The organism is Streptomyces sp. HSW2009 (assembly GCF_040240285.1).
Lineage (GTDB): Bacteria > Actinomycetota > Actinomycetes > Streptomycetales > Streptomycetaceae > Streptomyces.
Map to the genome: position 1 here is coordinate 1 of NZ_JBEHZD010000233.1, position 11,500 is coordinate 11,500.

Here is an 11,500-nt window from a genome sequence, read left to right on the forward strand (position 1 = left end):
CCCCCCCCCCCCCCCCGCCCCCCGCCCCGCCCGCCCCCCCCCCCCGCCCCCCCCCCCGCCCCCCCCCCCCCCCCCCCCCCCCCCCCCGCCCCGCCCCCCCCGGCCCCCCCGGGGCTGCACCGTTCGGGTGAGGTTCCGGTATCGGCCGCGCCGGTGCTGATCCGCGCCGGCGCGGCCAGTCGCCGGGGGCGTCTCGCGCGGGGGCGTTCTGCACGGAGGTGTCCTGCGCGGATGCGTCCTGCCCGGAGGGGCAACCGGCGGTGGCTGCGCGTACCCGTGCCCCACGCGGGATGCCCTCGCGAGATGGACGGCCGGTGGGCGGAACGCAGTGAGGCCCCGATCCGAAGATCGGGGCCTCACTATGTGCTGGTGGCTGGGGCCGGGGTCGAACCGGCGACCTATCGCTTTTCAGGCGATCGCTCGTACCAACTGAGCTACCCAGCCACGGAGTTCACGAGGAACTCCAGCGGTCCTGACGGGATTTGAACCCGCGGCCTCCACCTTGACAGGGTGGCGAGCACTCCAAACTGCTCCACAGGACCAAGCGCGCGTGCGAGCACTAGTCTCGCACATGGTCTTGCGTGCCCCCAACGGGATTCGAAACCGACATCGTTACCTTGCTGACCTGCGACGATGCGCGGGAGCCCGGTAACTAAGCCCTTCTGGGCCCGGCTGAGCCCCGCTCGCCCCCTCGATCCTGTCCCCGTGCTGAGGTGTCAGCACGGGGCGGCCTGTTGTTGCGTCTGCAAATCATGGTGGCCGAGTCGATGGTGGATGCCCACCATTCCAGGGGTGCGAGCCGATGCTGCGGCATTGCGAAACGTGATGCCGGGAGGTGGCGGAGGTGTTCCCCTTCGACGCGGCGACAGCCCCGGCCGTCCGTCCTGCGGGTACCACTGCTCGAAGTCCTCGTTGCTCCACGGCCCTCCGAGGCGGTCGCGGATCACCATCGCCGTCGTGCCCCTCGGGTTACTGGCGCGAGCGACTCGCACGGTCAACTCCGGGATCACCAGGCCGGAACGCGGAAGCCACGGCACAGTTCCTCGTGGCCGTGCTGCCCCGAGATCCCCGACAGCGTCAGGTGCTCACCACAGCAGGAGTGCCGTGGTGCGGCCTTCCGGGTCGTGGCCAGGGGTGACACCGGGGCCTTCTTGGCCGCCCCAGATGATCCAGAGACCCTCCGGGTAGCGCTCCCACCCTGCGGCGAACGCGGCGGGGACTCCCTCGGGGACGTCCTGGCCCAGCGCCTCGGCCACCAGGTCGACGGGGTCCTCGTCACCGTCGCGGTCCAGCCGGGGTAGCGCCGCGGCCACCCGCTCCGCCAAAACCTCGGGCGCGGTTGACGTCTGTCCGGTCAGCCACAGCAGCCCTGTCCAGCACAGGCACTGCGTACCGACCGGGCTCCAGGTGACAGGGGGCTCGTCCGCCAGGCATACGACGGCGGCGACGACTGACGCCTCCCGCAGGGCGAGCAGCAGCCGGTAGCGGCCCGGTGCCGCTCCCACGCCGTCCCATTCGGGTGAGCCGGGGTCCACCGGCCACCACACGCCGTCGCTGAGATCGAGTGTCCCGGCGTCGACGACGGTGAAGTCTTGGTGGTCGAGGCGGGAAAACCACCGCCTTGTCATCGGCTCGTCTCCTTCAGGGCGCGGGCGAAGGCCCTGATGTCGGCGGTGAGGAGGTCGGGTTCCTCCATGGCAGCGAAGTGGCCGCCGCGGTCCATCTCGGTCCAGTGCACGATGCGGTCGAGTCGTTCGGCGAACGCCCTGACCGGCAGGGTGACGTCATGGGGGAAGACAGCCATCCCGGTGGGGACGTGCGATTCCTCGGCGGCGCCCCACACGCGTGCGGATTCCTTGTAGAGGCGGGCGGAGGACCCGGCGGTGCCGGTCAGCCAGTAGAGCGTGACGTTGGTCAGCATGTGGTCGCGGTCGACGGCGGTCTCCGGGGTGCCGACCGAGTCTGTCCACTCCTTGAACTTCTCGACGATCCAGGCCAGTTGACCTACCGGGGAGTCGTGTAGGGCGTAGCCGAGGGTCTGTGGCCGGGTGGACTGGACGGCGACGTACCCGGAGGTCTCCTGCTGGTGGCGGGTCCAGCCGTCCAGCCGTTCGCGGTCCAGGTCGCCGAGGCCGGACGGGTCGCCGGCGGGAAAGGTGGGCGGGCTGTTGAGGTGGATGCCGATCAGCCGGTCGGGCGCGACGAGGCCGAGCTCCCGAGAGATGCCGGAGCCGAAGTCTCCGCCCTGCGCCAGGTAGCGGCGGTAGCCGAGGCGTTCCATCAGCTCGGCCCAGGCGGGGGCGACGCGGCGGTAGTCCCAGTGTGTCTCGCGGGTGGGGCCGGAGAAGCCGAACCCGGGGATGGAAGGGACCACGACGTGGAAGGCGTCGGCCCGGTCGCCGCCGTGGGCGCGTGGGTCGGTCAGGGGCCCGATGACGTGGAGGAATTCCAGGACCGAGCCGGGCCAGCCGTGGGTCATGATCAGCGGCACGGCATCGGGCTCGGGCGAGGTGACGTGCAGGAAGTGCACCCGGGCGCCGTCGATCTCGGTGAGGAACTGCGGGAACTCGTTCAGCCGGGCTTCGTGGGCGCGCCAGTCGTAGCCGGTGCGCCAGTACTCGGCGAGGTCGCGCAGGTAGCCGACCGGCACGCCGTACTCCCAGCCGGTGTCCGGAAGCTCGTCGGGCCAGCGGGTGCGGGCGAGGCGCTCGTCCAGGTCGTCGAGGGCGGCCTGGGGCACGGACACCTGGAACGGGCGGATGGTGCCGGGGGGAACGGGCGTGCTGTGCATGCGGTGCTTCCTTCAGGGGGGTGCGGGGGTGGCCCGGACGCGGGGGGCCGGCTTACCGGGCGTGCCTCAGGACCCGGTCGAGCAGGGCTTCCTCCAGGCGGCGCAGGGGGAAGTCGGGGTCTTCGGCAGCGAGGACGAGTCCGCCGCGGATTCCGGCCAGGAGGAGCAGGCGGTCGCCTTCGGGGTCGGGTGAGCCGGTCTGGGAGACGGCGTCGGCCAGGGCTTGCAGGAGGTCGGCGGAGGCGATGTCGGCTCCGGCGTCACGCAGGACTCTCCTGGCCTCGGGGTCGGCCAGCAGTGCGGCGACCGCGCGCCCCTCGTCGACCTCCTCGGGAGCGGTGTCCAGTCCCAGCAGGGCCGAGCGGACGAGCAGCCGCAGCGTGTGTTCCGGACCGCCGCCGGGGTGGGCGGCGAGAGCAGCCCTGGTGCGGTCGCGCCAGCCGTCCGCGATGTCGATCAGCAGGCCGGCCTTGCTGCCGAAGTAGCGCGACGGCAGGCCGTCAGCGACCCCGGCGCGGGCGGCGACCTGGCGCAGCGTGGTGGCCTGGTAGCCCTGCTCCGCCATCACCAGGACCGCCGCCCGGCGGATTCGGGCCCGGGTGGCGTCCCGGACGGCGGCCGACGCTTCGGGACTTCTGGGCATCTCCGGTTTCCTCACCTTTTCTGTTGAACGTTCGTTCATGCCACACTGTAGCGTGAACGGCCGTTCAATCAAAAGGTTGGAGGACCTGCCGCATGACGCACGAGACCACTCCCGGCCGCCCCCTCCGGGCCCGCCGTGGCTGACCGCAAGCACGGCGCGCCCGCACCGCCGACCACCAGCACCGTCCGTGCGGCGGAGTGGCGGGCCGCGGAACTTCACGGAGAACGGTTCGACCAGGTGCTGTTCGTCGACGTGGACATGATGGAACTCGTCGACGACGGCGCGGCCTTCACCGAGTGCACGTTCCGCGGTGTGCGGTTCAACGCCTCGGTGCACCGCGACGCCGCGTTCACCAACTGCACCTTCGTCCGCTGCTCGTTCTTCGACGCGGCGTTCACCCGCTGCAAGTTCGTCGGCAGCATGTTCGACTCGTGCAGCTGGGGCGCGGTGACGGTGGCGGGCGGCGACTGGTCGTTCGCCGGCCTTCCGGGCGCCGACCTGCGCGGCTGCACCCTGCGCGGCGTCCGGATGCGTGAGGCCGACCTCACCGGAGCCCTGCTGGGCAAGGCCGAGATGACCGGCTGCGACCTGTCCGCGGCCTGGCTCCACAGCGCCGACCTCACCGAATGCGACCTGCGGTACAGCAATCTCGACGGCCTCGATCCGCTCACCACCAAGCTGAACAAGGCGGTCATCGACCCCGACCAAGCCGCCGTCATCGCCACCGCACTCGGCCTACGTGTCCTGCCCTGAGCCCGGCGAGCCCGGGGCGCCCCACCGCACGGGCCCTGGGTGGGAGCGGCAGGTCCACCCGGATGCCTCGGCCCGTCCCTACGTTGAGTGCACTCCCCCGCAGGCAGGGGCGGGCACCGAAAGGGAAATCCGATGACCGACACCGCCGTTCAGACCCCACAGCCAGCGAAAGCGCTGCAGGACCTGGTGGACAAGGAAGCGATCCGCGGGCTGCTCGTACGCGGCTGGCGCGCCTTGGACCACAAGGACTACGACACCTGGATCAACTGCTGGACCCCCGACGCCGAGCTGGCCTTCGGCCCGTGGGAGCCGCTGTACGGCGCGTCCACGATCAAGGAGACGGTGATCGCGGCCGAGGACGCGTACGCCTCGATGTTCCACTACCTCCTCAACACGCACTTCGAGATCGACGGCGACACCGCCACCGGCATCGGGTACATGCTGTTCGTCGGTGTCCCCGACGCCGGCCAGAAGGGCGCGCACTTCGACATCGGCGGCTCCTACACCTGGAACCTCGTGCGCACCGCCGACGGATGGAAGGTGGCACGGCAGTACCTGACGATGGCGTGGAGTCTGGGCGCCGACACCCTCGGCTCGTTCTCGTGACCGGCGACATGGGCCTCCTGGCCCAGTTCCTGCGGGCGCGGCGGGCCGCCGCCGACCCCCAGGTGCACGGCCTGCCCGGCGGGGAGCGCCGCACGCCGGGGCTGCGCCGGGAGGAAGTGGCGATGCTCGCGGGCGTGTCGACCGACTACTACATCCGCCTGGAGCAGGGCCGCGACCGGCGCCCTTCACCCCAGGTCGTCGACGCCCTGGCGGGCGCACTCGCCCTGGGCGAGGATGCCGCCGCGCACCTGCGCACCCTGGCAGGACCCGTGCCGCCGCGGAAGGCCCGGGGCCGGCGCGAGTACGCGCACGCATCGCTGGTCCGCCTCATGGACGACTGGCACACCAACCCGGCGCTCATCTTCGACCGCCGCCTCAACCAGCTTGCCGCGAACCCGCTGGGGGAGGCCCTGTTCGACTGGATGGGCGAGGAGACCAATCTGGTCACCGCGGTCTTCCTGAACCCGGCAGCCCGCACCTTCTACCGGGACTGGCCGCAGATCGCCGAGAACTGCACCGCCGCACTGCGCGCCGGGGCGGGCGCCGACCCCGACGACCCCGCGACCATCGCGCTCATCGGCGAGCTGTCGCTGAAGAGCCCCGACTTCGCCCAGCTGTGGGCGCGTCACGACGTGCGGAACAAGGTCGCGGAGACCAAGCGGTTCCGCCACCACCTGGTCGGCGACCTCGAACTCGACTACCAGTCCCTGACCGTCAACTCCAGCCCGGGCCAGCAGCTCGTCGTCTACCAGGCAGCGCCGGCCAGCCCCGCCGCAGACGCACTCGCGCTGCTCGGCAGCCACCGCCTGGGCACCACCACCGACTCTGTAAAGGAACACCGACCATGAGCGTTTGGCTCGTCACCGGAGCGTCCCGAGGCTTCGGCCGGGAGATCACCGCCGCAGCGCTGCGCGCAGGCCACCGGGTGGTGGCCGCGGCCCGCGACCCCCGCACCGTCGCCAAGCACTTCCCGGATGAGGACGGCAACCTGCTGGCCGTGCGCATGGACGTCACCGACCCCGACCAGGTCACCGCCGCCGTCGCCGAAGCGGTCAGTGCGTTCGGCGGCATCGACGTCCTGGTCAACAACGCCGGGTACGGCCTGCTCGGTGCCGTCGAGGAGACCTCCGACGCCGAAGTGCGACAGCTCTTCGACACCAACGTGTTCGGACTTCTCACCGTCACCCGCGCCGTGCTGCCCCTCATGCGCGCCGCCGGCGGCGGCCGTGTCATCAACATCTCAAGCATCGCCGCCATCGCCACCGTCGGCGGACTGTCCGCCTACGCCGGCACCAAGCACGCGGTGGAAGGCATCTCCGAGGCATTGGCCGCCGAGGCCGCCCCGTACGGCATCACGGTCACGTGTGTGCAGCCGGGCAGTTTCCGCACCGACTTCCTCGACGACACCAGCTTCCGGCACGCCGAACACCCCATCGACGCCTACGACGGCACCGTCCGCACCTTCGCCAGGCAACTCGCCGAACGCCGCGGCAGCCAGCCCGGCGACCCCGTAGCCGCAGCCGAAGCCATCGTCGCGACCACTGCCCAGGGGCAGCCGCCCGCGCGACTGCCCCTGGGCAGCGACTGTGCCGGCGCCCTGGACGACACGCTGCACAGCCGCGCCGCCGAACTGGCCGCATGGCGGCAGCTCGCCGTCTCGACCGACTACGCCGACGACCAGGCCCGCCGGTAATCTGCCGCCGCCCACGTTCGCCGCGGCCCTGCTCACCGTAGGACTCGGGACGCGCGGCTCGCGGAACTCCTCCGACGAGGTTCTCGCGGGCCGCGCTGAGCTCTCTTCCGCTGAGGGACTCCGTGGATACGCAACAAGGCCCCGATCCGAAGATCGGGGCCTCACTACGTGCTGGTGGCTGGGGCCGGGGTCGAACCGGCGACCTATCGCTTTTCAGGCGATCGCTCGTACCAACTGAGCTACCCAGCCACGGAGTTCACGAGGAACTCCAGCGGTCCTGACGGGATTTGAACCCGCGGCCTCCACCTTGACAGGGTGGCGAGCACTCCAAACTGCTCCACAGGACCTTGCGCATCACACATCCGACTTTGGGTTGCGTGATGTGGGAATCGGTTCTGGCGCTCACGCCTGAACTGGTTGTTGACTATACCCGACGAGGGCCAGTGGGAAGAAATGAGTACTCTGTCGACTTCGCCCGCATTGCGACCCTTGGTGTGCTTTTGTCTGTGTCGCGGGTTCACTCACCGCTATCGCGGTGTAGGTGGTCGAGCCGTCCTTGTTTGCTCGGGGTTGGTGTAGGCCATGCGGCGCACCGCAAAACAGATCCCTGCTGACGCGGTGCTGACGTCATCAACAAAAAAGTCCCTCTGGCCAGCGTTTCCGCTGGCCAGAGGGACTATAAGCATCGTGCCCCCAACGGGATTCGAACCCGTGCTACCGCCTTGAAAGGGCGGCGTCCTGGGCCACTAGACGATGAGGGCTGATGGCCCACCGTGTGCGCCTTCCGGCGCCTTCGGGGACGTGAGAAGCATATGGGATGTCGACAGGGATCGCCAAAACGGTTTCCCGCCGGGCCCCGCGCGGGTGTGACCCGTCCGGGTGTCGTGGCGCGCGGTGGCGCGCGGTGGCCGGCGGGGCGCGGGCGTTCGATGTGCGTACGAGGGTGCGTACGGGATGGCGTGGGGTGGGTGTGGCGGGCGCGGGGGTGGTGGGGGCGTGGCCGTGGGGCCGGGGCGGGTGGGGAGCGCGGACCGGGTGGTGCGCGGGTGGGGCGTACGGCGGGGGCCTGGTCGACAATGGCGGGGTGCTGGAAATGACGCGCGAGGAGTTCGAGGAACTGGTCGCCGAGGCCCTGGACCGCATCCCGCCCGAGCTGACGCGGCTCATGGACAACGTGGCGGTCTTCGTGGAGGACGAGCCCCCCGCGGACGACCCGGAGCTGCTCGGGCTGTACGAGGGGACGCCGCTGACCGACCGCGGCGAGTGGTACGCGGGCGTGCTCCCGGACCGGATCACCGTCTACCGCGGCCCCACGCTGCGGATGTGCGGCAGCCGCGAGGAAGTGGTGGCAGAGACCGAGGTGACGGTGGTCCATGAGATCGCGCACCACTTCGGGATCGACGATGACCGTCTGCATGCGCTGGGGTACGGCTGATCCGCGGCCCCGACCTCTGATCCTCTGATCCCCGGCTCTGGTCGCTGGCCTCCGGCCTCCCTGGTGCTGGCCCGTGGCCTCTGAGCCGTTGACCCGTACGGCGCTGCTGGCTCGTGGTCCTGGTCCGTACGGCGCCGCTGGCCCGTATGGCGCGAACGGGGTGGGTGAGGTGTGTCTCATGGGTTGGGCGCGTGTCCTGGGCGGGGCGGTGTCAGTTGGGCAGGAGGCTCATTCGTCGCGCGTTGGAAGGTAGTTCCCCATGCCTGGAATGTCTGACTGTGCCGCTCGCGTCCGCCGCCGCTCCGGCGCCGTACCCCATCGCGTACCGCGTGTACCGGCCCGCATTCCGGCCCGGGTCGCGGCTGCCGTGCTCGCCGCCGTGGCGCTGGGGGGCTGCATGAACGTCTCGGAACCGGAGCGGTCTCATCCGGTCGGCGGTGCGGGGCGGGACGACCGGCCGGACGGCGGGGCGCCGGGGCCGGGTGGCGGCGCCGTACTGCCGGACGGGGAGCGGCGGGCCCACCCGCAGGCGGGTCCCGGCGCCTCGGGCGGGCCGTCCCGCGGGGCGGAGCGGGGCGCTGACGAGGAGCCGGAGGCGACGCCGGGGCCGGGCGGCAGCAAGGGCAAGGGCAGACCCGGGGCGGTGCAGAGCCCCTCGCAGAGCCCGCCGCCCGCCGTCGAGCCGCCGCCGGAGCCGGGTACTCCGGCGCCCGCGCCGACGGTGCCCCGGCCCCGTGCGGCCGGCAGCCCCGTCGGCGGTACGGCTGGCAGTACCGCTGGCGCTGCGGCCGGCCCCGGGCCCCACACCGGGCCCCGTACCAGGGCCAACACCGGGCTTGAAACCGGACCCGACGGGGCGGCCGGGCCCGGCCGCGCCGGCCCCCCCGGCGCCGGGACGGACAGCGGGGCAAGTGGTGGGGCAAGCGGTGGGGCAAGCGGTGGGAAGCCGCCAGCAGACGGGACCTGGGCGGCCCTCGACGCCGCTCCCCCGGCGAGCCCGACGGACCCGGCGCACCCAACGCACCCAACGCACCCGGCGAGTCCCGCAGACCCAACGGGCACGACAACCCCAACGAACTCAACGAACCCACCACACCCGGCAGCCCCCACTCCTGCCACCCCACCCCCACCCCCACGACAACTCCCGCTCGACGTCGCCGGGTTCACCGGCCGTACGGAATGTCTGCGCGAGCTCGACGCGCAGCTCACCGGCCGGGCGCAGGCCGCCGAACGGACGCTGGTGATCTCCTCCGTCTCCGGCATGGCCGGGGTCGGCAAGACCTCGCTCGCCGTGCACTGGATGCACCGGGTGGCAGACCGGTTCCCCGACGGCCAGCTCTACCTGAACCTGCGCGGCTACGCCCCGGACGGCCCGCTCCAGCCGGGCGAGGCGCTCGGTCAACTGCTGCGCGCCCTCGGCGTACCGCCGGGACACCTCCCGGAGCAGCCGGACGAGCGGGCCGCCAGCTACCGGTCGCTGCTGGCCGGCAAGCGGATGCTGGTCCTGCTCGACGACGCCGCCGCGCTCGAACAGGTGCGCCCGCTGCTGCCGGCCTCGCCCACCTGCTGCGTCGTCGTCACCAGCCGCAACGACCTGCGCGGGCTCACCGCCTTCCACGACGCGCACCACATCGACCTGGGCACCTTCCAGGAGGAGGAGTCGTTGGCACTGCTCGCCCGCACCATCGGTGAGGAGCGGGTGCGCGAGGAGCCGGAGGCCGCTGCCGAGGTGGTCCGGCTCTGCGGGCACCTCCCGCTGGCCGTGCGGATCGCGGCGGCCAACCTGCTCGGCTACCGGGGCCGCAGCGTCGCCGACCTCGCGGCCGACCTGCGCGAGGGCGACCGGCTGGCGGAGCTGGCCACCGACGAGCCGTGGGAGACGGCCGTACGCGGCCCGTTCGACCTCTCCTACCGGGCGCTGCCCGAGCCCGACCAGCGGCTGTTCCGGCTGCTCGGCCTGATGCCTGGCAGCGAGTTCTCCACCCGCGCCGCCGCCGTGCTGGCCGGGCTGACCGAGCGCGAGGCCAGCAAGCGGCTGGGCCGGCTGTGCGCCCGCAGCCTGTTGCAGTCCTACCGCCCCGGCCGCTTCCACCTGCACGAACTGCTGCGGGTCTATGCACGTGAGCGGGCCGTGGCCGAGACCGGGCACGCGGAGTGCGAGGCCGCCACCGGGCGCCTGTTCACCTGGTACCTGGCCAGCTCCGACCGCGCGGCGCAGCGTCTGTACGGCACGTTCTACTCCTGGTTCGCCGAGCCGGCGCCCGACCCCAAGGACCCGCTGGCCGCGCCGCTGGCCTTCGCCGACGAGCAGGCGGCTCTCGGCTGGTTGGAGACCGAGCGGGGCAACCTGCTGGCCTGCGTGGAGCACACCGCCGAGCACGGCCCGTACGTCATCGCCTGGCAGATCGCGCTGGTCCTGCACGGGCATCTGATGGCGCACGGGCAACGCACGGACTGGCTGCGCGCCGCCGACGCCGGATTGCAGGCCGCCGAGGCCGACGGGGACGGCTACGGCCGGGCGGTGATGCACTGGAGCCTGGGCTACGTGCACTGGGAACTCGCCCACCACGAGGCGGCGATGTGGCACAGCGCGCGGGCGGAGGAGTTGTACGAGGAGGCCGGGCTGCTGGCCGAGAAGGGCGGGGCGCTGCTCGGGCTCGCAGCGGCCAGCCGGGAGCGCGCCCGCGTCGACGCCGCGCGGGAGCACGGGCTGCGGTCGCTGGCGGTCTACCGGGCGGTCGGCGAACCAGCGGGCGAGATCTGGGCGCTGGCCCTGCTCGGCTTCGGCTCCCTCGACCAGGGCAGGTTCGACGAGGCACAGGCGTACTTCGCCGAGGGGCGCGCCCTCGGCCAGCGTTCGACCGATCCGCACGCGGCGCTGCTGCCGCTGTGGGGGCTCGGCGCCACGCTGCACGGGCGCGGCAGGTTCGGCGAGGCCAACCGGATACTCCAGGAGGCGCTGGCGGGGGCCGACCTGCTGCCGTCCACGTACGCCGGGGAGGGCGTGCTGTGCTGCCTCGCGGCGCTGTGCCGGGACGCGGGCGACCCGCGGATGGCCATCAAGTACGCGTCGGACGCGCTGCACACCACCCAGCGCACGCACCGCAGGCTGATCGAGCCCGACGCGCTGAACGTGCTCGGCAGCGCGCTGCTGGGCATGGACGACGTGGCCGGCGCGACGGACCGGCACGCCCTCGCGCTGCGGCTGGCCGGCGGCGCCGAGTGCCGGCGTGCGGAGGCGGCGGCGCACCTCGGCCTCGCCGCCGCCTACCGGGCCCGCGGCACCTACCGCGAGGCGCTGTCCCACGCGCGCAGCGCCGTGACCGTCGCCCGCCACGCCGGGCTGCGGGTCGCCGAGGGCGAGGCGCTCACCGAACTCGCCGCCGTACGGGCGGTGCTGCGCCACGTCGAGAAGGCCAGGGAGGCCGTGGAACACGCCCTGGTCGTCCACCGGGACACCGGCTACCGGCTGGGCCTGGCCCGCGCCCCGCCCCAGGGGGCCCCGGGGCCGCCGGGCCCGGGCGCCCCGGGCCCGCCGCCGGGGCGCCCGGGCGCGGGCGCGGGGTGGCGGGCGAGGGG

At 72.6% G+C, this 11,500-nt stretch carries 9 protein-coding genes and 5 tRNA genes; 6 read left to right on the forward strand and 8 right to left on the reverse strand.

The window, feature by feature from the left end; genetic code table 11:
* Window positions 1-367 precede the first annotated feature (367 nt).
* From AAHZ94_RS18210 to AAHZ94_RS18230, 5 genes are all read right to left on the reverse strand, one after another.
* Window positions 368-444: transfer RNA gene (locus tag AAHZ94_RS18210), tRNA-Phe, on the reverse strand.
* Between the two features lie 23 nt (window positions 445-467).
* Window positions 468-542 (reverse strand) — tRNA-Asp (locus AAHZ94_RS18215).
* A gap of 543 nt (window positions 543-1,085) precedes the next feature.
* Window positions 1,086-1,628, reverse strand: a complete 543-nt coding sequence (locus tag AAHZ94_RS18220; protein WP_349994019.1) for a hypothetical protein — start codon at window positions 1,626-1,628, stop codon at window positions 1,086-1,088.
* A complete protein-coding gene (locus tag AAHZ94_RS18225) occupies window positions 1,625-2,791 on the reverse strand; it encodes an epoxide hydrolase family protein (RefSeq protein WP_349994020.1) in 1,167 nt (388 codons plus the stop codon). The genes AAHZ94_RS18220 and AAHZ94_RS18225 overlap by 4 nt, the downstream gene beginning before the upstream one ends.
* A gap of 52 nt (window positions 2,792-2,843) precedes the next feature.
* Window positions 2,844-3,434, reverse strand: a complete 591-nt coding sequence (locus tag AAHZ94_RS18230; RefSeq protein WP_349994021.1) for a TetR/AcrR family transcriptional regulator — start codon at window positions 3,432-3,434, stop codon at window positions 2,844-2,846.
* 135 nt (window positions 3,435-3,569) lie between these two features.
* Between AAHZ94_RS18230 and AAHZ94_RS18235 the strand changes: the two genes are divergently transcribed.
* From AAHZ94_RS18235 to AAHZ94_RS18250, 4 genes are all read left to right on the forward strand, one after another.
* On the forward strand, window positions 3,570-4,187 hold the full coding sequence (locus tag AAHZ94_RS18235; RefSeq protein ID WP_349994022.1) for a pentapeptide repeat-containing protein: 618 nt from the start codon (window positions 3,570-3,572) through the stop codon (window positions 4,185-4,187).
* Window positions 4,188-4,319: 132 nt separating this feature from the next.
* A complete protein-coding gene (locus tag AAHZ94_RS18240) occupies window positions 4,320-4,793 on the forward strand; it encodes a nuclear transport factor 2 family protein (RefSeq protein WP_349994023.1) in 474 nt (157 codons plus the stop codon).
* Window positions 4,790-5,641, forward strand: coding sequence for a helix-turn-helix transcriptional regulator (locus tag AAHZ94_RS18245; protein WP_349994024.1), 852 nt, complete (start codon window positions 4,790-4,792; stop codon window positions 5,639-5,641). Before AAHZ94_RS18240 ends, AAHZ94_RS18245 begins: the two co-directional genes overlap by 4 nt.
* Entirely contained in the window at window positions 5,638-6,486 is an 849-nt protein-coding gene (locus tag AAHZ94_RS18250) for an oxidoreductase (RefSeq protein WP_349994025.1), read from the forward strand. Before AAHZ94_RS18245 ends, AAHZ94_RS18250 begins: the two co-directional genes overlap by 4 nt.
* A gap of 172 nt (window positions 6,487-6,658) precedes the next feature.
* On the opposite strand, the gene AAHZ94_RS18255 is transcribed toward AAHZ94_RS18250, so the two are convergent.
* The 3 genes from AAHZ94_RS18255 to AAHZ94_RS18265 form a co-directional block, all read right to left on the reverse strand.
* Window positions 6,659-6,735 (reverse strand) — tRNA-Phe (locus tag AAHZ94_RS18255).
* A 23-nt stretch (window positions 6,736-6,758) separates the two neighbouring features.
* Window positions 6,759-6,833 (reverse strand) — tRNA-Asp (locus AAHZ94_RS18260).
* A gap of 341 nt (window positions 6,834-7,174) precedes the next feature.
* Window positions 7,175-7,247, reverse strand: a tRNA-Glu gene (locus tag AAHZ94_RS18265).
* A 323-nt stretch (window positions 7,248-7,570) separates the two neighbouring features.
* Between AAHZ94_RS18265 and AAHZ94_RS18270 the strand changes: the two genes are divergently transcribed.
* Together AAHZ94_RS18270 and AAHZ94_RS18275 are read left to right on the forward strand one after the other, a co-directional pair.
* The gene (locus AAHZ94_RS18270; RefSeq protein WP_349994026.1) at window positions 7,571-7,921 is read left to right on the forward strand and encodes a metallopeptidase family protein; all 351 of its coding nucleotides are present in this window, start codon (window positions 7,571-7,573) and stop codon (window positions 7,919-7,921) included.
* 1,240 nt (window positions 7,922-9,161) lie between these two features.
* The coding region (locus tag AAHZ94_RS18275; RefSeq protein ID WP_349994027.1) for an ATP-binding protein at window positions 9,162-11,500 on the forward strand (2,339 nt) is incomplete at its 3' end.